Origin of the sequence: Citrobacter sp. MGH103, assembly GCF_001034475.2 — a bacterium.
Classification (GTDB): Bacteria; Pseudomonadota; Gammaproteobacteria; order Enterobacterales; family Enterobacteriaceae; genus Citrobacter; species Citrobacter freundii.
The window spans coordinates 4,485,489-4,505,742 of record NZ_CP073043.1; the positions used below are offsets into that span (position 1 = coordinate 4,485,489).

Consider the following 20,254-nt stretch of genomic DNA (forward strand, 5'->3'; position numbering starts at 1 on the left):
AATGAATCACACCACCCCATAAAAAAACACAATAAAATATAACGATTCCCTGTTCTGCTGTGAGGGAGAGGTAACCGGATGGTATCCCATTTGATCCATGGGAAAGCTTTTGATTTTCTCCCTCTCCCTTTGAGAGAGGGCCGCATAAAGGTCATCTTATCAGCCACAGGAGAATCAATGAAACGCTCCGCAATAAACGAGATCCTTGGCCACACGCGCCAGTTTTTCTCTCAGCACGACGTGCATCTCCCCCCTTTTGCCAGCTTCCCCCCGACCCAATGGCGCAAGCTTGATGCCGCTGCCTGGAGCGAAGTGTTCGACCTTAAGCTCGGTTGGGATGTCACTGCGTTTGGCGGCAACAATTTCGCCGCGCAAGGATTAACGCTGTTCACCCTGCGTAATGGTTCGCCGAAAGGCATGCCTTACGAGAAATGCTACGCCGAGAAAATCATGCATGTTCGCGATGCACAGGTCACGCCGATGCATTTTCACTGGCGCAAACGCGAAGACATTATCAATCGCGGCGGCGGCAATCTCATTGTAGAACTGTGGAATGCAGGGATCCGCGAGCAAACGGAAGACAGCGACGTTAGCGTGGTAATTGACGGCTGTCGGCAAACCCATGCCGCAGGCAGTCAACTGCGCCTGACGCCAGGTGAAAGCATCTGCCTGCCGCCGGGCCTGTATCACAGCTTCTGGGCGGAAGAAGGTTTTGGCGACGTGCTGGTTGGCGAGGTCTCTTCTGTTAATGACGACGACCACGACAACCATTTTCTGCAACCGATTTCCCGCTACAACGACATTGAAGAAGACGAACCGGCGCTGCTGGTGCTGTGTAACGAATATCGCCTGTTCCGCTAACTAAGGAGCACATTATGCCGTTGATCTCACTCGCTGATGGCCTTGCCCATGCCCGCGAGCACCGCTATGCCTTAGGGGCGTTTAACGTTCTGGATTCACATTTCCTGCGCGCGTTGTTTGCCGCGGCAAAGCAGGAACGTTCGCCATTTATTATCAACATTGCCGAGGTGCATTTTAAATATATCTCGCTGGATTCTCTGGTCGAAGCGGTCAAGTTCGAAGCCGCCAGACATGACATTCCCGTAGTGCTGAATCTTGACCACGGCCTGCACTTTGAGTCGGTGGTGCGAGCGTTACGCTTAGGTTTCAGCTCAGTGATGTTCGATGGCTCCACGCTGGAGTACGAAGAAAATATCCGACAGACCCGCGAAGTGGTGAAGATGTGCCACGCCGTCGGCGTGTCGGTGGAAGCTGAGTTGGGCGCAGTCGGTGGCGATGAAGGCGGTGCGCTGTACGGTCATGCCGACGAATCACTGTTTACCGACCCAATGCTGGCGCGTGATTTCGTTGACAGAACCGGGATTGACGCGCTGGCGGTCGCCATTGGCAATGCCCACGGCAAATATAAAGGCGAACCGCTGCTCGACTTCCCGCGTCTGGACGCCATTCGCCAGCAGGCGGCAATCCCGCTGGTACTGCACGGTGGCTCCGGCATCAGCGACGACGATTTCAAGCGCGCAATTGAACTCGGCATTCACAAAATCAACTTCTATACCGGCATGTCGCAGGCGGCGCTGTCGGCAGTGGAGACGCGGATGGCGAATCGTCAGCCCTTATACGACGAATTCGCCGAACTGCTGCTCGGCATTGAGGAAGCCATTACCGATACCGTTTCAGAACAGATGCGCATTTTTGGCAGCGCGGGACGGGTCTGATGGAACGCAAAGGCGTTATCGCCGCAGGCAACATGCTGGTCGATCATGTGCATCAAATTGTGCAGTGGCCGGAACGCGGCTGGTTGGCGGAAATCACCCGTAGCGAACGCGCCACGGGCGGTGCGCCGCTTAATGTGCTGCTGACGCTGGCAAAAATGCACACTGGGCTGCCGTTGCAGGCGGTGGGGTTAATCGGTCAGGACAGCGATGGCGACTACATCATGGCGATGCTGGAGCAGTATCACGTTAATCGCCAACACGTGCAGCGCACGACATTCGCGCCCACGTCAATGTCGCAGGTGATGACCGATCCCAGCGGTCAGCGCACCTTTTTCCACTCGCCGGGCGCCAACAGACTGCTGGATTTGCCCGCTTTTGAGCAACTGGATACCTCGATGAAAATCTTCCATCTGGGATATCTGCTGCTGCTCGACAGTCTGGACATGCCGGATGAGGAGTACGGGACGCGTAGCGCAAGGCTGCTGGCGCAAATGCGCGACAACGGCTTTGAAACGTCGTTGGATCTGGTCTCACGCAAGGGCGACCCGCGCTACCAACCACTGGTGATGCCAGCCTTGCGCCATCTTGACTATCTGGTGATTAACGAGCTGGAAGCCGGAGAATTTAGCGGGCTGGAGATCCGCCAGCCCAACGGCGAGCTGCATATCCCGCATATCGCTACCGCCGCGCGCGAATTATTGGATGCAGGCGTACGCCAGCGGGTGGTTATTCACTGTCCGGAAGGTGCCTGGGGTGAAGCGCCGGATCTGCCGGGCGTCTGGATCCCGTCGCAGTACCTGGCGCAGGAGGAGATCGTTGGCAGCGTCGGGGCGGGTGATGCGTTTTGCGCCGGATTTTTGTATGGCTGTCATGAGCGCTGGTCGCTGACGGACAGCGTCAGGTTGGCACACGCCTGTGCGCGGGCAAGCTTGCTGTGCGCCAATGCGATAGACGGCGCGAAGACGCTGGCAGAGCTAAAAGCAGAAATGGTTGACGCCTGATGCGCTGCGCTTATCAGGCCTACGACCGCATCCGGCAAGTGCACACGATCACGCCGCCTTATCGTGATGCTGCACGTCAGCGGCAAACACATAACCCAACCCGCGCAGGGTTTTGATCAACATCGGTTGATGCGGGTTAATCTCTATTTTTCGCCGCAAGCGCATGATTAACACGTCAATGGTGCGGTCAAACACCTCAACACTGTCGCTACGCGTCAGCTCCAGCAGTTGTTCCCGGCTCAGCACCCGGCGGGCATTTTGGGCCAGCGCCAACAGCAGGCTGTATTCCCCCTGCGTCAGGTCCACCTTCAATTGCTGAGGATTACGAAGCTGGCAACCGGCGGTATCGAGATGCCAGCCATTGAAAGAAAGCCCCGTGGTCTGTGGGCCGCCGCTTTCTGCCGTTAACACGCCAACGCGTCTGAGCACCGCCTTTACCCGAGCCACCAGCACCCGCGCATTGAACGGTTTACCGATATAGTCGTCAGCGCCCATTTCCAGCCCGACCACCACATCCGACTCGCTACCAAGCCCGGTCAGCATCACCACCGGTAATCCGGGCCTCATTTTTTGCACCTGCTGCAGCACCATCAGACCGTTGATGTCGGGCAACATCATATCCAGCAATACCAGCGCGATCTCCGGCTGAGTCTCAATGCAGCGCAACGCCTCCTGCCCGGTGTGACAAGCGGTCACCGCAAAGACGTGTTCGTTCAGCACATCCTGTAAAAGCGAGCAGACTGCCACGTCATCATCCACAACCAGTATGGCTGGCTTCATTGTTTTTCCCCATTTCTGGCCAACTTAAATGAGTGTGATTGATTCTGCCCAGAGTGACAGCGATAAGGCACAAGGATATGTGGGAAACATAACCTCGGTCACACTGCCGGGGCGTCACGTATTGGAGATTCGACACGTCAAATATGACGACAGCCTGTTTTTCGTCAGGGTTTTGACCAAAAATCACCCGTAATATCAGGGAATGCCCACAATAAAAAAGTGGCATAGAAGATGCATACTGAGGGCGACAGCGCGTATGCGCGATTTGATTAACTGGAGCGAGACCGATGAAAAAAGTCGTCACGGTTTGCCCATATTGCGCATCAGGTTGCAAAATCAACCTGGTGGTCGATAACGGCAAAATCGTCCGGGCTGAAGCGGCGCAGGGGAAAACCAACCAGGGTACTCTGTGTCTGAAGGGCTACTATGGCTGGGATTTTATCAACGATACCCAGATCCTGACCCCTCGTCTGAAAACCCCAATGATCCGTCGCCAGCGTGGCGGCAAACTGGAATCTGTTTCCTGGGATGAAGCGCTTGATTACGTCGCCACTCGTCTGAGCGCCATCAAAGCGAAGTATGGCCCGGACGCTATTCAGACGACCGGTTCATCTCGCGGTACGGGTAACGAAACCAACTATGTAATGCAAAAATTCGCGCGCGCCGTTATTGGTACCAATAACGTTGACTGCTGCGCTCGCGTCTGACACGGCCCATCGGTTGCAGGTCTGCACCAATCGGTCGGTAACGGCGCAATGAGTAATGCTATCAATGAAATTGATAACACAGATTTAGTGTTCATCTTCGGGTATAACCCGGCGGATTCCCACCCGATCGTGGCGAATCACGTGATTAACGCTAAACGTAACGGGGCGAAAATCATCGTCTGCGATCCGCGCAAAATTGAAACCGCGCGTATTGCCGACATGCACATCGCGTTGAAAAACGGCTCGAACATCGCGCTGCTCAACGCCATGGGTCATGTCATCATCGAAGAAAAACTGTACGACCAGGCGTTCGTCGCCTCCCGTACGGAAGGATTCGAAGAGTACAGCAAGATTGTCGAAGGCTACACGCCGGAGTCCGTCGAAGATATCACTGGCGTTAGCGCGCAGGATATTCGTCAGGCTGCACGTATGTATGCCACGGCAAAAAGCGCGGCTATCCTGTGGGGCATGGGTGTTACCCAGTTCTATCAGGGCGTGGAAACCGTGCGTTCACTGACCAGCCTCGCAATGCTGACCGGCAACCTCGGTAAGCCAAGCGTGGGCGTTAACCCGGTTCGTGGCCAGAACAACGTTCAGGGTGCATGTGACATGGGTGCGCTGCCGGATACCTATCCGGGCTATCAGTACGTTAAGTTCCCGGAAAACCGCGAGAAATTCGCTAAAGCCTGGGGCGTGGAAAGTCTGCCTGCACATACCGGTTATCGCATCAGCGAACTGCCGCACCGTGCTGCGCATGGCGAAGTACGCGCGGCGTACATCATGGGTGAAGATCCATTACAGACCGATGCTGAACTCTCCGCAGTGCGCAAAGGCTTTGAGGATCTGGAACTGGTCATCGTGCAGGATATCTTCATGACCAAAACCGCCGCGGCCGCAGACGTTATTTTACCGTCTACGTCATGGGGCGAGCATGAAGGCGTATTCTCCGCGGCTGACCGTGGCTTCCAGCGCTTCTTTAAAGCCGTTGAGCCGAAGTGGGATCTGAAAACGGACTGGCAGATTATCAGTGAAATCGCCACCCGTATGGGCTATCCGATGCACTACAACAACACCCAAGAAATCTGGGACGAGTTGCGTCATCTGTGCCCGGATTTCTACGGTGCCACTTACGAGAAAATGGGCGAACTGGGTTATATCCAGTGGCCTTGCCGCGACACCTCAGAAGCCGATCAAGGGACGTCTTATCTCTTCAAAGAGAAGTTCGACACCCCGAACGGCCTGGCGCAGTTCTTCACCTGCGACTGGGTAGCGCCAATCGACAAACTCACCCCAGAGTACCCAATGGTACTGTCTACGGTGCGTGAAGTCGGCCACTACTCTTGCCGTTCGATGACCGGTAACTGTGCGGCGCTGGCCGCGCTGGCGGATGAACCGGGCTATGCCCAGATCAACACCGCCGACGCAGAACGCCTGGGCATCCAGGACGAAGAACTGGTGTGGGTTAACTCGCGTAAAGGTCGGGTCATTACCCGTGCGGCAGTCAGCGATCGTCCAAACAAAGGCGCGATTTACATGACCTACCAGTGGTGGATTGGCGCATGTAATGAGCTGGTAACCGAGAACTTAAGCCCGATTACCAAAACGCCAGAGTATAAGTACTGTGCCGTTAACGTTGAACGCATTGCCGATCAGCGCGCTGCCGAGCAGTATGTTATTGATGAGTACAACAAGCTGAAAGCCAGTCTGCGCGAAAGCGCGATGGGTTAGTCCGTTTACGTACCTGTTCTGCAACAGCCTCCGCCCGGAGGCTGTTTTTTTATCCATACGATCTCTTTATACTGTTCATTCCGTACCCTAAATAAAACTCAAAATGAAACAACTCATTGCATTGATGTTCTTTATGACATTCTTTGCCCATGCCAGTGATACTGAGCCAGGAAGCCAGTACTTACAGGCCGCTGAGGCAGGGGACCGTCGCGCACAGTACTTTCTTGCCGATACCTGGTTCAGTTCGGGCGATTTGAGCAAAGCCGAGTATTGGGCGCAAAAAGCCGCCGACAATGGCGATGCCGACGCCTGCGCGCTCCTGGCGCAAATCAAAATTACGAATCCGGTCAGTCTGGATTACCCCCAGGCCAAAACGCTGGCGGAAAAGGCAGCCAAAGCGGGCAGTAAAGCAGGAGAACTCACCCTGGCGCGGATTCTGGTCAACACCCAGGCAGGACACACAGATTACCCCAAAGCCATTACCTTGCTGCAAAACGCCTCTGAAGATCTGGAAAATGACTCAGCCGTCGACGCGCAAATGCTGCTCGGGCTGATTTACGCCAACGGCGTGGGGATCCCCGCAGACGATGAAAAAGCGACGTGGTATTTCAAACGCAGCTCCGCCATCTCCCGCACCGGTTATTCCGAGTACTGGGCCGGAATGATGTTCTTAAACGGCGAGCAAGGTTTTATCGTGAAGAATAAACAAAAGGCGCTACACTGGCTGAATCTGAGCTGTATGGAAGGGTTCGATACCGGCTGTGAAGAGTTTGAAAAGTTAACAAACGGGTAATGATTTGCATTGCCGGATGGCGGCATAAACGCCTTATCCGGCCTACAGTTCACCGTCTTCCGTAGGCCGGATAAGCGCAGCGCCATCCGGCAATCTTTCATTAATTAATGATTAGCGGTCTTATCAAATTTACCCAGCATCTCGCGCTCGTAAGCCAGCGCCTTCTTGCGGTCAAATTTGTGCTCCCACTTGGCGATAACCAGCACCGCCAGCGCATTCCCCACTACATTCAGCGCGGTACGCGCCATGTCGAGGATACGGTCAACACCGGCGATAAACGCCAGACCTTCCAGCGGGATCCCGACGCTGCCAAGCGTAGCCAGCAGTACCACGAAGGAGACGCCCGGCACGCCCGCAATCCCTTTCGACGTAACCATTAGCGTCAGTACTAATACGATTTCCTGCCACAGCGACAGGTCGATACCATACAGCTGCGCAATAAAGATCGCGGCAATACTCTGGTACAGCGTTGAACCATCAAGGTTGAATGAGTAGCCGGTCGGCACCACAAAGCTGGTGATTGAAGCCGGTGCGCCATAGGCTTCCATCTTCTCGATAATACGCGGCAGTACGCTCTCGGAACTGGCGGTAGAGTAAGCCAGAATCAGCTCATCTTTCAAAATGCGGATCAGGATCCAGATGCTCAGACCGCAGATACGCGCCACAATCCCCAGCACCACCAGCGCGAAGAACAGGATGGCAAAATGAACCAACAGCACCAGTTTCGCCAGCGGCCACAGGGAGGCAAAACCGAAGTTCGCGACGGTCACAGCAATCAGCGCAAAAACACCGACTGGCGCATAACGCATCACCATGTGGGTCACTTTAAACATGGTTTCTGAAATCGAGCGGAACACGGTCACCAGCGGCTCGCGGTGGGTTGCTGGTAGGGAAGACAAGCCTAAACCAAACAGCACCGAGAAGAAGATAATCGGCAACATATCGCCTTTCGCCATCGACGCGACGATATTAGTCGGCACCAGCGACACAATTGTGCCCATCAGGCCATGCGCGTGGCTCTGCACTTCTGCGGTCGTATTTTGATATTTCGAAATATCCACGGTCGCCAGTTGCGACATATCAATCCCGGAACCCGGCTGGAAAACATTCGCCAGCGTGATGCCAAGAATAATCGCTACGGTGGTGATCACTTCGAAATAGAGAATGGTTTTGGCGCCAATACGGCCCAGCTGTTTTGCATCACCCACCCCGGCAATACCAACCACCAGCGTGGAGATAACAATCGGCACGACGATCATTTTGATCAGATGGATAAAGATATCGCCCGCCGGAGACAGCAGGTTGACCACCAGCCATTCGCGGCTGTCGCTATGGTAATGCAGGTAACTCCCTAGCAGAATGCCCAGCACCATGGCGATTAGAATCTGCCATGCCAGGCTGACTTTCAAATTTTTCATAACAACGGACTTCCTCGATGGAGCGCTATTCCACATGCGGTGTGTGGGAATAGTACATACTGAAAGGGTATGAATTGTGTTGCGTTCGTTTATGGAGTTTTTTAACGCTTATTATCATTATCATCTGCATGGCATTCCGCGCAACCCTCTAAGAACAGGGCTTTTGGCTGAATTTATGCATAAAAATGCAATTTTATCGCGGTATTGATGAATAACTTTTTGTTATAAAAGAATTTTAATATGTTCAAAAATGAAGAAGTCATAGCGTGAGTTTTTTTCGCCCACCTGTTCGTTTGCCTGTTTTTTAAACAGGCAAAATGATACAAATCACAAAAAAAACAAATTTATTTTTGCCGATTCTGCAACAACTTCGCCATATTAATAGAGTCAACGAGCTGTGCCCGGTTCACCCTCGGCGAATTTAAATCCATAACTTTTTGCCACACTGAAATAGCCTGGGCGTAGTCTGCCTGCATAAACGCATCTGAGGCTAACAACATCAGCGCGGTGACCTCTGCCGGGTCCAGCGCCAAGGCCTTATCAATCATCTCGCGAGTGGGCGGCGCCATATGTTGTCCGTCCTGGTAATACAATACCGTTGCCATCGCTGAATAGATCTCAGCATTTTCACCGCCGACACGCAGCGCCTGCTCGTAGGCCAGCAGCGCATTGTGATACGCGTTTTGCCAAAGATAGTACTCCCCGAGTTGCGCCCATTTTACGCCGTCCTGTGGATTGGCTCGAATCTGCGATTGCAGCAAAAGCAACTGTTTTTCCTGAATATTTTCATCAGAGAAAGCATGTAAAGGGTCCGCCAGTCGCGTCTGCTCCTGACGAACCGCCTGCCATTTTGGCGTCAACAGGTAGCCTCCAATGCAGGCCACAACCATCAGTACCGCCGCAGCGGTCAGCCGCTTCACGGGCATTGGGCGTAACGGCGGTTCGCACTGGCTCATTGTTCACCTTCCTCCGTATGCTGACGTTTTCTCACTCGCCAGACCACTACACCTACCAGCAACAACAACAGGCACGGCAACGCCCACAGCAGCAGCGTTTGTTCATTCAGCGGCGGATTATAACGAACGAAGTCACCGTAACGCTCGGTCATCCAGGTGGTTATCTCGGCTTCACTTTTCCCTTCCGCCACCATGCTATAAACCTGATGGCGCATACTGACTGCTACCGGCGCATTGGATTCCAGCAAATTTTGGTTTTGGCACTGTGGACAACGCAGTTGGCTGGCAATAGACAGCGCTTGTTCCTGCTGTTGCGGATTTTCAAAGCGCCAGGTATCCACAACCTGGGCATGCGTAGCGAAAGTAATGAAAAACAGGACGAGCGTTAGGAGTAATAACTTTCTGCCGGATGGTGCTGCGCTTATCCGGCCTACGGTTTGCGCACCTTGTAGGCCGGATAAGGCGTTTACGCCGCCATCCGGCAACGCTGTGATTAATTTACGCATCACGCTTCCTCCCTCGCCATCCGCTCAGCAGCGCGCCAAAGACCATTAATAGTCCCCCACCCCAAATCCAGCGCACGCCGGTCTGCACGTACAAGCGCATGGCATAACGGTCTGGTCCGGTTTTTTCACCCATTACCGCATACCAGTCATGCATCAGGTTCCAGCGGATCCCCGGCTCCATCATCTGTTGACGACGCGCGGCATAGAAGCGCCTTTCAGGTTGCAGGCTGCCAATGCGTTTCTCATTGTGCCACAGCGTGATCTGCGCTTTTTCACTGGTGTAGTTACCTTTGGCTTCCAGGTCGAGACGCTCAAAACGGAAAATGTAACCCGCCAGTTCAACCTGCTGCCCAGGGCTCAGGTTCAGGCTTATCTCCTGACGGCTACCGCTGGAAAAGACGATCCCCGCCGCAAACACCAGCACCCCGGCATGCGCCAGCAGTGCCGGAAGTTGGATGCGGAAAGACACTTTGCGGCTTCTGACCGTAGCCAGCACAATAACCAGTAGCATCAGCAGCCCAAAAGGCAGCGTAGCGCGATTAAAGTACGGTGCGCCCACAGAAAGCCGCCCCCAGCCGAACAGCCCGTAAATCATCGGGTAGAGCGTGCCAATCAGCACAATCAGCAGCACCGCACTAAAGAGCAGCAGCGCAACCAGAATCAGCATCTCGCGTGACCAACCGCCAAAACGAGCATTCTGCCGGACTTGCTGGCCCCGCCAGGCGTGCAGCCCGAGCGACGCCAGACTCAACACGGTAAACAGCGCAAACAGCGGCGCGGCACGAACGTTATCCAGCGCGAAAGCATGCACCGAAACGAGAATGCCGGAACGCACAATCAGCGTCCCCAGCAGCGATAAAATCAGCGTGACGATCGCCAGCAGCAGCGACCAGTGGCGGAAGATCCCGCGCTGGCGCGTGATATACAGGCTATGTAGCAGCGCGCTGGCGGAAAGCCAGGGTAATAAGGAAGCGTTTTCTACCGGGTCCCAGAACCACCAGCCGCCCCAGCCCAGCTCGCAGTAGGCCCACCAGGAGCCGAGGATAATCCCCAGCGTCAGCGCGCACCAACCGGGCAAGGCCCAGCGCCAGCACACCCAGGCGCTCTGCGCATTAAAGTCACTACGTAGCAGCGAGGCCAGCGCCACGCCTGCCGCCACCATCAAACCACCGTAACCCAGGTACAGCAGCGGTGGATGGAGGATTAACCCGAGATGTTGCAGCATCGGGTTAAGGTCGCGCCCTTCAATGGCTGGCGGAAAGATACGCACGAACGGATCGGACCATACCACCACAAACAGCAGCAGCAGGGCCGTTATCATTGAAAGGACACTGAGCGTCAGCGGAAACAGCGCGTTGGTATTACGCCGATAGCGAAGAGCAAACAGCGCGCTCCAGGCGGAAAGAAACAGCACCCACAGCAGCAGCGATCCTTCATGACCGCCCCACACCGCCGCCAGTTTTAATCCCCACGGCAGCAGGCTGTAGCTGTGCTGGGCAACGTAGACCACCGAAAAATCGCTGGTCAAAAAGCAGAATACCAGAATGGTAAAGGCCAGTAGCAGCAGGGCAAATTGCGTCCACACGCCCACGCTTGCCAGGCGCATCATCCCCTGCCAGCGCTGGCGGACACCTACCAACACGGCAAGCGGGGTCAACACGTTGACCCCGAGGCTTAATAACAGCGCCAGAAAACCGGCTTCAGGAAGGAGAACGTCCAGATATCACCTTACGCAACGGTTAGCTGACCCGCATAGAGGATAAAAAAGCGCAGCAGCAGTACGCCGGTCAGGCTGGCGCCGCACACTGCCAGCACACCATGAAACGTCGAACTGCGGTTGGCCCAGGGTTTTAGCAGCATCGGCAGTATCAACCCAAGCCCAGCCACGCCAAGCCAGAACCACCAGGTCCAGAATCCGCCACCCAATGCCGCCGCCAGCGCACGCATTTTTCCGTCATCGCCCAGCGCCAGGCCGACGAAGAACGCCGCCAGCAGGAAGATCTCCAGCCATACCACCGGGACTTCCATGCGATGCACAAAGTGCGCTTCCGTACTGTGCGGATTGCTACGATGACGTAACGCCATGGCGATCAGTGCCACCGCCGCACCGGAGGAGATCCCGGAGAACAGAAACAGCACCGGCAGGATCGGGTTATTCAGGAACGGGTAGGATTTCAGCGCCGACAGCAGGAACCCGGTATACGCCCCGAGCAGAACCGCCAGCACCAGCATCAGCGTCTCAAGCGCGCGATGGAACGGCGTGATTAGCGTCAGTAGTTTTGACACAATCGTCAGTCGCGGCACGAACCGCTGTTGCAGGACAATTACCTCTTTTTCAAAGATTTTTGCCAGCCACAGCACTAACACCACCATGTACAACTGGAACAGCATGACCCCCATCGACATCACCGAGGTGAAGCTGTAGTGGAACATCAGTTTCCAGAAAGTCCATGGACGCGTCAGGTGGAACACCAGAATCAGCAAACCGAGGATAATTGCCCCCGGCCCTAACACCAGCGTGGTGCGCAGCAGCGTGCTGTCTGAACCGCCCGCCTCCGGATGGAAGCGACGCAGCAGAATCGCCAACGTGACCAGTCCGGCAGAGATACCTATCAGGAACAGATAGATGGCAATGGGCCAGTCCCACACCAGTGATTCAAAATGAAATGCAGAAGCGGATGTCATTGGCTCACCTCCCCAAATTTAAAGGGAACGCGGTAGACCTTCGGTTTTGTACCCAACGCCAGTTTGTAACGGTAGGTAGTTTTCTGCTGCAACAAACGGGATATATCGCTGTTGGGATCGTCCAGATTACCAAACGTCAGCGCCTTCGTCGGGCATGACTCAACGCAGGCGGGCTGTTTGCCCGCTTTCAGGTTGGTTTTCCGGCAGAAATCGCATTTATCCGCCGTTTTGCTCACCGGATGGATAAACCGTACGCGATAAGGACACGCGGCGATACAGTACTGGCAGCCAACGCAAAGGTCCGGGTTCACATCCACAATGCCGCTGGCGGCATCGCGATACGATGCCCCCGTCGGGCAGACGTCAACGCAGGGAGCGTGGTCGCAATGCTGGCACGAGTGACGGAAGAAGCGATACTTCACATCAGGAAATGTCCCTTGCGGCTCACTGCGGATAATCGTCAGACGCGATACGCCTTCCGGCACGTTGTTAACTTCCCGACAAGCATCCATGCAGGCCGTACAGCCAATGCATAAAGACTCATCATGAACCATACCGTAACGCACGCCATTGATGTTCAGCGTCTTCGCCACAACGCGCCCCGCCGTCCCGCTCACTGCCACCAGCGCGCCGACGCCGGTGATAAACTGGCGACGAGAGCAACTCATGGATGCTCCTTAAGCAACGGAACCGACGCCGGGTTAAAGTTCGGATTGTTACGTTGATCGCTGTGGCAATCGACGCAAATCTTGATCCGTCCTTTATCGCTCAGCGTCTGCATCGTGTCTTGCTTCGGATGCAGTGAGTGACAGCTGGCACACGCCACTTTGGTTACGTGGACATCGTGCGGCCAGAACGCTTTTTGCAACTGCTCAGGCAGGTGACAGGACATACAGACACTGTTCTGCTGCTCCACGTTGTACATCGGCTCATTAAAGCGCATCACATCTTTCACCCCTTCGCGGTGGTTCGGTGACGGCTGGCCGTGACAATTGGTGCAGGTGACAGGCAGTTTGTTATTCGGGTTGATGGCTTCCGCATGCTTACCATGCATGCCTTCGGTATCCGGCTTGTGACAGTCCAGACAGGCGGCATCCGGATTACGCTGTTGGGTAACCGTCCAGCGTTGATCCGACTCCTGCGGCGTTGGCGTGGCAGTGATTCCACTCAGGCTCCATAACAAGCCTGACGCCAGCACCCCAGCAGTTAATAACGAACGTAATACGCTCATATTCACTCCGTTGAGTTATCCGCCCCTTGCGGGGCGAAATGGGGTTATTGGCTTAACAGACCGTTTTTACGCGCCTGATCTTCCCACTGCGGAATCACCGTTTTGATGAAGTCCTGCTTTTCAGCATTGATTTGCTGCATGTTCAGACCAATCGCCGCCTGGGCTTTCTCTTTGGTAGAGATATCCGGTAACGGGATTTCATGCGTGATGCCTTTGGTCGCCAGCAGACGGACCAGTTTGGTACGTGCGTCAGCGGCTTTATCCATTGCGCTACCCAGCATCCGCAGACCTTCTTCCGGGGCATGCATGTGAATACCGTGTGAGGCGATAGACAGGTCCCAACGCCATTGCGCGTGACGGATATCTTCCAGAATCGGCTTCATTTCCGCTTCGGTCGCACCCGCATCCCATGCGGCTTTCGCTTCGAAGTGCGCACGAACAAGCTGGTCTTCAACTTTGATTTTCAGGTCATGAATGGCCTGTTTACGCTCGGCGACCACTTTTTGCAGGGACGCTTTGTCCTGGGTGTGGCAGTTCGCACAGGTCTGAGCGAAGTTATCGAACGGATTACCAATCTTATGGTCGGTGTAAATCTTGCCTTCCGCGTTCTGCACTTTCGGCATGTGGCAGTCGATACAGGTCACATTGTTCTTGCCGTGAATGCCTGCGCTCCAGGTTTCATACTCCGGGTGCTGCGCTTTCAGCATCGGGGTTTTAGACAGGGAGTTGGTCCAGTCAGAGAAGGCGATGGTGTCGTAGTACTTCTCCATGTTCTCGACTTTCATGCCGTCGTCCCACGGGAACTTAACGGCTTTGTTTTTACCGTCGAAGTAGTATTCCACGTGGCACTGGCCGCAGACCATGGATTGCTGGTCAAAGCGACCGGCTTTCTCAAACGGTTTGCCGATGGTTTCCATCGCGCGCTCAGCATAAGGACGCGACAGCGTCAGTTCTGGCTTGCCTTTGGCAAAGTCTGGTGACGCGGTGTTATGGCAATCGCCGCAGCCAAGATTATTAACAATTTCAGGACCGCCGCGCGCCCATTTACCGTGGAAGTAGCCATCTTCACCGTCTTTCTGGATCAGACGCGCCACATCCGGGCTTTTACAGCTCCAGCAGGCCATCGGCAACGGACCATCTTCTGCCGTTTTGGGTGCGCCGGTACGTAAGGTTTCACGAACATCGGTCACTGCATACGCGTGCCCGCGCGGTTTGTTGTAATCGCGCGAGAAGGGATATCCCGCCCACAGGATCACCAGACGAGGATCTTCTGCCAGCGCATCTTCACGGGCTGATTGCTCAGACGTGGCTTTCCAGGAGAGATATTGATCGGGATGCTGAGGGGCGAAGACTTCATTCTTCGCTTCAACGGTGACGGTTTTTGCGGGTACGGGGGTTTGTTCAGCGTGAACTGCAGAGATAAATAATAAAGGTACTAACAGGCTGAAGAAACGGCGTACGCGTGATTTTATCCTTGCCATAGGGGTCTCATCCAGATGACGCCATTATCTGCAATGGCGGTTCTTTTATTGTTTTCCATAACAGCAACCACACGAATACTGTCTGTTAGAACCATTTAGTAATGTCACTTTTTATCCAGATAGAAACGTCACCTTAGAGTAAGCTAAACTGAATGCAATTCTAAGGGACTCAACGCATGTTGGTGACCATGTCAGATAAAGAGATCCACCGCCTACCGGTGATACAGGCAGTTTGTGAAAAGCGTCTACGCCGTCGTGATGCAGCATCACAGCTTGGCATTTCAGAACGTCAGGCGCAACGACTTATCAATCGTTACCGAGTTTCTGGTGCTGAAGGACTTGTCAGCCGCAAACGCGGCCAGCCCAGCAACCGCCGGTTGACCGAATCTCTCAAACTACGAGTACTCACGCTGATACGTGAAAACTACAGTGACTTTGGGCCCACACTGGCCGCAGAAAAACTCAGAGAGCGCCATAATATCCGGCTTTCAATCGAGACCGTCCGCAACTGGATGACGTCTGACGGACTCTGGGTCCCGCATGCTCGCCGTAAGTCACGGGTTTATCAACCCCGACATCGGCGTGATTGTCTGGGTGAACTTATCCAGATCGACGGCTCCCACCATGACTGGTTTGAAGGCCGTGCGCCAAAATGCTGCCTGCTGGTCTTTATCGATGATGCCACCGGGCGTCTGATGCATTTGCGGTTCAGCGAGTCAGAAACAGCCTTTGACTACATGCTGGCAACCCGGGAATACATCGAGCAGCATGGGAAGCCGGTATCGCTGTACAGTGACAAACACGCAATATTTCGCGTCAGTGGTCCGGAGAAACGCAATACCACCGTTACCCAGTTCGGACGTGTGCTTTATGACCTGGCAATCGAGCTTATTTGTGCCAACAGCTCTGAAGCTAAAGGCCGCGTGGAACGTGCGAATCAGACACTTCAGGATCGGCTGATCAAAGAAATGCGTCTGGAAGGTATAACCGGCATTGAGGCCGCAAATGCCTGGCTTGCCACTTTCATCGCTGACTTTAACAGCCGGTTTTCACGACCGGCTAAGTTCCCCAAAGATTTGCATCGTCCGGTGCAGGAAAGCCCCGATGAATTAAGAGACATCTTTGCCTGGCATGATGTTCGTACCGTGTCGAAATCACTGACCTTCCAGTACGATAAGATCCTTTATCTCATGGACACCACAGAAGAAAATAGCCGTCTTGCCGGTGAAAAAATTAAAGTACTGGATTATCCCGATGGCACCCTCGCCTTCCTCTATGGGCACCGGAGCCTTAAGTGCCAGGCATTTGATAAGCTGGCCTGTGTCGACCAGGGGCAGATTGTTGATAACAAACGTCTCGGGACTGTACTCCGACTGGCTCAGGTAAAACAGGATGAGCGGGAAAGCGAAGGCAAACGGGAACGAAGCAAAAAATCGCCCAGCCGTAAGGCTCAGGTGCGCATCCAGGAACAGCTCCGGGCTATCAATCCCGTTCTGGCAGACCCGAGCTTGTTTGTGGCAAGTTCAAAGCGATAGAATCGACCATCAGTGCTGCAAAGTACCGGAACAGTGAGTCCCCAAAAGGATACTTGAGATGATTAAATTCCCGACTACAAAGCGCGTTGATTTGTATAAAACTGCTGTCAGCTCTGAGCAATTACATCTAGATCTGGTTGCGGCTCAGGAGTTCATGTTCGATGCCTGGGAAAATGATGACCTGGAAGTTGTGCTGAAACTCATCAGAAAAGCTATCAAGAAATCCCCGCTCTGTGCTGACGCATACTCATTCTACTGCGAGATATCTCAAGAACCTCCTGAGTCAAAAATCGGGAAGCTGGAGACTGCTTTGTACGCAGCCAGCATTGCACTTGGCGAGGATTTTCAGGAGTTCGCAGGACGTTTCTGGGGATTTGTCGAAACACGTCCATATATGAGAGCAAAAGCAGCTTTGGCTGAGGCCTTATGGGAGTCTGGTAATTTTTATCCGGCTATGGCTCATAGCCGCGAAATGCTGAAGCTCAACCCGAACGATAACCAGGGGATTCGTCATTTATTAGCGAACTATTACCTTGAGCTTGAAATGGTGGATGATCTGGCCTTGCTACTGGACGATTATCCTGGGGATATGCGTTCGTTTTTTCAGTATACACGCGCCCTACTCGCCTACCGACAGTCATCCCCGGATGCCGATGATATCGCTAAAGCTGCGATTGATTCTAATAGACACATCCCCGGCTTGTTATCGAAGTGCAGATTACAGATCAAGTCTAACAGTGGATATATCACGTTAGGTGGAATGGATGAAGCCATTTATTATGTGAATCATAATATAAAGCCTTGGATTCGCACCTCTGGCGCAATTGATTGGATTGTAAATAATTCATTAAGTAAAATATAAGGATTTAGTTTTAATGTTTAATCTAATTATGGGCGGAGAACCTGACTATTTTGAACATTGGCCCATGTATGAACGGGTTAGTGGGAGTTGTGATTTTCCTATATCACGTATGTTAGAAGGCACCTCTGATGACATCCGGTTGAAGTTAACGCCTTTGAATGATAAAGCATTATCTTATATTGAGAAATTACCTACGCTTTTTATGTCAGAACTTTATTCCCGAGACAATGTTGAATACATTACTTTGCGACTTGGTGTAATTTCAAATCTACGAACAGTTAACAAAAATGTTGAGTTTGATTTCAGAATCACTCACTCACAAGATGATGTCGTAGTGATAAACAAAGAGTTATATCAAACAGCTTTAGAATTAGGTGCATATGGGCTGAAACGGACTCACTGGGGAATAAAAGCACGTGATTTAAATCAAACATTAGCACTTCTAAATATAACGACAAGAAGTACACCACTTCCTCCTACTGAAGCACTTCCTGATGAAGTTGATAACTACCCAATAATAGATAATGTTCAAAGTTTCATGGCGCGTGTTTTAGAACAAGATCATGAAGAAGATGCAGAAATATTTTATCGTGGACATTCTGATGTATCTTACGAGTTGGCTCCATCAGTTTTCAGGAAAAACAAAAAAGGTAACTTCAAGCATTTGCACAGTGAATCAAATTTAGTCCGTGAAGCCCTAACAGCAAGGCCAACTGAGTTTGTTGATGATAAAACAATGCTAGACAAGTTAGTAAGGATGCAACACTACGGACTACCAACTCGTTTGTTGGATATAACATCAAATCCACTAATCGCTCTGTATTTCGCTTGTTGCGACATTAGTAATAATGAAAATACAAATGAGGTTGATGGACATGTTATTATTTTCAAAACAAAAAGGGATCGTATAAAATTCTTTGACTCTGATACAGTAAGTTGCATATCAAATATATCAATGCTAAGTCAAACACTGAAAGATCAGCTGGATTGTAAAATGGACAAGGAGGCTTTCAATAAAACTGAAGCTTGTCAAAAACTCATACATTACATTAAAGATGAAAAACCTTATTTTAAAGATGTAATTATACCATCAGATTTGGAAAGGTTAATTTTCGTTAAAGGAAGAAATAATAATGAAAGGATGTCATCACAGTCAGGTGCATTCTTATTATTTGGGAATAATGCTGTTTATCCCGATTTAGTTTCAAACCCTGATGATGCTATGCAAGAGTTTAAAGTAGAAAAAATAGTGATCAGAAACAAAGCTAGAATACTTAAGGAACTCGCAAGGTTAAACATTACAGATGCGACAGTTTATCAAGGCATGGAAAGGACAATGAAACTAATTGCGGCCAAATTTTCCGCAGGAGATTGATCTTCATGTGGTTTTTTGACACACTAGCCTGTCGCTACTGGCATTGGTCCCTTGTATGCTAAGCATATGAACTCTGGTGTGTGTTGGACAGGAGCAATTAACCAGTCGTATAGTAAAATTTGAATGTAAAAATATAAAACAAGGAGTTGAGAATGAACCCCATTACTTTGAGTGAAATGAGTGATGAAGATGAAGAGGTAAAAATCATTTCTTCATATGAACCTCAAGATGATGAGATTGCGATCGTTTTTGATAGTTCAAAAATTACTGGAGGTAATGCACTGGATTTTTTCCAGTTCACCAAGCAATCACATTCTAATGTTAAAGTGTACGGAGATTCTAATGGTGTTTCGTACCTGCAATTAAACAGTATAACGTTAGCGTTAGGCACTTTCTTTGCCACATCAGTAATGATACCTTTTTTAGTAAATCTTGTTTCAAATTATATTCAGAAAAAAATTGATAACTTTGGAACTAGAGATATAGACGTTAAAGTCTCTATAATTAAAAAAAATAAATCAGGAAAACATGTGAAATACACTGTTTCTGGAAAAGTAGACGATGTTTTAAAAGTAATTAACAAAATCAAATAAAAATCTATATAGATATTATGAATATTCACGAAAAGTTAAAGCGTTGGATGTGTATTACTCAAGAAGATAGTGCTATTCTTGATTATCTTAATGCTGAGTTAAAAAAAGCTCAATCCTTGAGCTTGAATAATGAATCAAACAGATTGTTTTTATACAAAACAATTTTACTAGCCCATTTAAAATATATTCAAGTCATTAATTTACTTACAAGAGGTGATTTTTATGAAGCATGGGTAGAACTTGAAAGGATAGAAATAGATTTAATACATATTAAAGAAAATAATGAGTTTCTGCCTGAGGTTAATTTCTATGGTGTTAACTTCTTAGCGAGAATGGTATGTAATTGGCAGGCGTTATTCCCATATAAAATCTTCGGTAGTTCTCGTGAAATAATAAAAGAAGTGAAATGTTCAGTATGTAATACAACCCGTAGTTTTATTAATGATTGTGGTCATGTTAAAAATAAACTTTATAATGGAGTTCTTTGCTTTGATGAAGTGATCGATTTTGAATTAATTACTTATGACATAGTTAGTAATCCCGTTAACAAATGTAGTGTTTTTTTCTCCAATGATGGTGATCATTATAACTATTCAACTTTAATTAGTGTTGTCAAATACATACAATCCCCACATCAAATTTTCAATATTACGACCTGGAGATTTAAGGCGAAAGAACATGATGGAGTATTATCGCCAGAAAATATTTGTCCATGTGGAGATTCTTTAAAAAAATATGCAGATTGTTGTTTGCCACGTAATGGTATTTATAAAAAACATATAGATATTTGGTTTCCCTTCCCGTTGAATGTAGAACCTATTTAGAACCAGATATTCAATAACTAAAGATCCCGTTGACACAGATATT

At 51.1% G+C, this 20,254-nt stretch carries 17 protein-coding genes and 1 pseudogene; 10 read left to right on the forward strand and 8 right to left on the reverse strand.

Annotated features, from left to right (window positions below):
• Positions 1-177 precede the first annotated feature (177 nt).
• From SK33_RS21665 to SK33_RS21675, 3 genes are read left to right on the forward strand one after another with little or no spacing between them, the layout of a single operon-like run.
• Positions 178-861: a D-lyxose/D-mannose isomerase gene (locus tag SK33_RS21665; RefSeq protein ID WP_003031789.1), complete on the forward strand. Its 684-nt coding sequence runs from the start codon at positions 178-180 to the stop codon at positions 859-861.
• Positions 862-875: 14 nt separating this feature from the next.
• Positions 876-1,736 (forward strand): ketose 1,6-bisphosphate aldolase, encoded by an 861-nt coding sequence (locus SK33_RS21670; protein WP_003031787.1) that lies wholly within the window; start codon positions 876-878, stop codon positions 1,734-1,736.
• Positions 1,733-2,737: a carbohydrate kinase family protein gene (locus tag SK33_RS21675; protein WP_085952516.1), complete on the forward strand. Its 1,005-nt coding sequence runs from the start codon at positions 1,733-1,735 to the stop codon at positions 2,735-2,737. Before SK33_RS21670 ends, SK33_RS21675 begins: the two co-directional genes overlap by 4 nt.
• Positions 2,738-2,785: 48 nt before the next feature.
• On the opposite strand, the gene SK33_RS21680 is transcribed toward SK33_RS21675, so the two are convergent.
• Positions 2,786-3,517, reverse strand: a complete 732-nt coding sequence (locus SK33_RS21680; RefSeq protein ID WP_003031783.1) for a response regulator — start codon at positions 3,515-3,517, stop codon at positions 2,786-2,788.
• A gap of 287 nt (positions 3,518-3,804) precedes the next feature.
• On the opposite strand from SK33_RS21680, the gene fdhF reads away from it, so the two are divergent.
• A complete protein-coding gene (fdhF, locus tag SK33_RS21685; protein ID WP_080602221.1) occupies positions 3,805-5,952 on the forward strand; it encodes a formate dehydrogenase subunit alpha in 2,148 nt (715 codons plus the stop codon).
• Between the two features lie 103 nt (positions 5,953-6,055).
• Positions 6,056-6,745: a Sel1 family TPR-like repeat protein YjcO gene (gene yjcO / locus SK33_RS21690; protein WP_003031775.1), complete on the forward strand. Its 690-nt coding sequence runs from the start codon at positions 6,056-6,058 to the stop codon at positions 6,743-6,745.
• A 104-nt stretch (positions 6,746-6,849) separates the two neighbouring features.
• Here yjcO and gltP read toward each other — a convergent pair whose 3' ends face one another.
• The 7 genes and pseudogenes from gltP to nrfA form a co-directional block, all read right to left on the reverse strand.
• A complete protein-coding gene (gene gltP, locus SK33_RS21695) occupies positions 6,850-8,163 on the reverse strand; it encodes a glutamate/aspartate:proton symporter GltP (RefSeq protein WP_003031773.1) in 1,314 nt (437 codons plus the stop codon).
• Between the two features lie 344 nt (positions 8,164-8,507).
• Complete coding sequence (gene nrfG, locus SK33_RS21700) at positions 8,508-9,119, reverse strand: heme lyase NrfEFG subunit NrfG (protein WP_048219917.1); 612 nt, start codon at positions 9,117-9,119, stop codon at positions 8,508-8,510.
• Positions 9,116-11,345: pseudogene (gene nrfF / locus SK33_RS21710) on the reverse strand (heme lyase NrfEFG subunit NrfF). Before nrfF ends, nrfG begins: the two are co-directional and overlap by 4 nt.
• 8 nt (positions 11,346-11,353) lie before the next feature.
• On the reverse strand, positions 11,354-12,310 hold the full coding sequence (gene nrfD, locus SK33_RS21715; protein WP_003841070.1) for a cytochrome c nitrite reductase subunit NrfD: 957 nt from the start codon (positions 12,308-12,310) through the stop codon (positions 11,354-11,356).
• A complete protein-coding gene (nrfC, locus tag SK33_RS21720; protein ID WP_003031761.1) occupies positions 12,307-12,978 on the reverse strand; it encodes a cytochrome c nitrite reductase Fe-S protein in 672 nt (223 codons plus the stop codon). The genes nrfD and nrfC overlap by 4 nt, the downstream gene beginning before the upstream one ends.
• Positions 12,975-13,541 (reverse strand): cytochrome c nitrite reductase pentaheme subunit, encoded by a 567-nt coding sequence (nrfB, locus tag SK33_RS21725; RefSeq protein WP_003031758.1) that lies wholly within the window; start codon positions 13,539-13,541, stop codon positions 12,975-12,977. The genes nrfC and nrfB overlap by 4 nt, the downstream gene beginning before the upstream one ends.
• A gap of 44 nt (positions 13,542-13,585) precedes the next feature.
• Positions 13,586-15,022 carry an ammonia-forming nitrite reductase cytochrome c552 subunit gene (nrfA, locus tag SK33_RS21730; RefSeq protein ID WP_003844735.1) on the reverse strand — a complete coding sequence of 479 codons (1,437 nt, stop codon included), beginning with the start codon at positions 15,020-15,022 and terminating at the stop codon, positions 13,586-13,588.
• Between the two features lie 188 nt (positions 15,023-15,210).
• On the opposite strand from nrfA, the gene SK33_RS21735 reads away from it, so the two are divergent.
• From SK33_RS21735 to SK33_RS21755, 5 genes are all read left to right on the forward strand, one after another.
• On the forward strand, positions 15,211-16,557 hold the full coding sequence (locus SK33_RS21735; protein WP_076611902.1) for an ISNCY-like element ISLad2 family transposase: 1,347 nt from the start codon (positions 15,211-15,213) through the stop codon (positions 16,555-16,557).
• A gap of 58 nt (positions 16,558-16,615) precedes the next feature.
• Positions 16,616-17,419: a hypothetical protein gene (locus SK33_RS21740; RefSeq protein ID WP_000589340.1), complete on the forward strand. Its 804-nt coding sequence runs from the start codon at positions 16,616-16,618 to the stop codon at positions 17,417-17,419.
• A gap of 13 nt (positions 17,420-17,432) precedes the next feature.
• Positions 17,433-18,794, forward strand: a complete 1,362-nt coding sequence (locus SK33_RS21745; protein ID WP_000482601.1) for an FRG domain-containing protein — start codon at positions 17,433-17,435, stop codon at positions 18,792-18,794.
• A gap of 152 nt (positions 18,795-18,946) precedes the next feature.
• Positions 18,947-19,387: a hypothetical protein gene (locus SK33_RS21750; protein ID WP_016239970.1), complete on the forward strand. Its 441-nt coding sequence runs from the start codon at positions 18,947-18,949 to the stop codon at positions 19,385-19,387.
• 17 nt (positions 19,388-19,404) lie between these two features.
• On the forward strand, positions 19,405-20,211 hold the full coding sequence (locus tag SK33_RS21755; RefSeq protein ID WP_016239971.1) for a hypothetical protein: 807 nt from the start codon (positions 19,405-19,407) through the stop codon (positions 20,209-20,211).
• Positions 20,212-20,254: the final 43 nt, after the last annotated feature.

Bases quoted from the DNA above. Each gene is read 5' to 3' on its own strand.
- SK33_RS21665 (WP_003031789.1), top strand. From the start codon at position 178: ATGAAACGCTCCGCAATAAACGAGATCCTTGGCCACACGCGCCAGTTT.
- SK33_RS21670 (WP_003031787.1), top strand. From the start codon at position 876: ATGCCGTTGATCTCACTCGCTGATGGCCTTGCCCATGCCCGCGAGCAC.
- SK33_RS21680 (WP_003031783.1), bottom strand. From the start codon at position 3,517: ATGAAGCCAGCCATACTGGTTGTGGATGATGACGTGGCAGTCTGCTCG.
- yjcO (WP_003031775.1), top strand. From the start codon at position 6,056: ATGAAACAACTCATTGCATTGATGTTCTTTATGACATTCTTTGCCCAT.
- gltP (WP_003031773.1), bottom strand. From the start codon at position 8,163: ATGAAAAATTTGAAAGTCAGCCTGGCATGGCAGATTCTAATCGCCATG.
- nrfG (WP_048219917.1), bottom strand. From the start codon at position 9,119: ATGAGCCAGTGCGAACCGCCGTTACGCCCAATGCCCGTGAAGCGGCTG.
- nrfD (WP_003841070.1), bottom strand. From the start codon at position 12,310: ATGACATCCGCTTCTGCATTTCATTTTGAATCACTGGTGTGGGACTGG.
- nrfC (WP_003031761.1), bottom strand. From the start codon at position 12,978: ATGAGTTGCTCTCGTCGCCAGTTTATCACCGGCGTCGGCGCGCTGGTG.
- nrfB (WP_003031758.1), bottom strand. From the start codon at position 13,541: ATGAGCGTATTACGTTCGTTATTAACTGCTGGGGTGCTGGCGTCAGGC.
- nrfA (WP_003844735.1), bottom strand. From the start codon at position 15,022: ATGGCAAGGATAAAATCACGCGTACGCCGTTTCTTCAGCCTGTTAGTA.
- SK33_RS21735 (WP_076611902.1), top strand. From the start codon at position 15,211: ATGTCAGATAAAGAGATCCACCGCCTACCGGTGATACAGGCAGTTTGT.
- SK33_RS21740 (WP_000589340.1), top strand. From the start codon at position 16,616: ATGATTAAATTCCCGACTACAAAGCGCGTTGATTTGTATAAAACTGCT.
- SK33_RS21745 (WP_000482601.1), top strand. From the start codon at position 17,433: ATGTTTAATCTAATTATGGGCGGAGAACCTGACTATTTTGAACATTGG.
- SK33_RS21750 (WP_016239970.1), top strand. From the start codon at position 18,947: ATGAACCCCATTACTTTGAGTGAAATGAGTGATGAAGATGAAGAGGTA.
- SK33_RS21755 (WP_016239971.1), top strand. From the start codon at position 19,405: ATGAATATTCACGAAAAGTTAAAGCGTTGGATGTGTATTACTCAAGAA.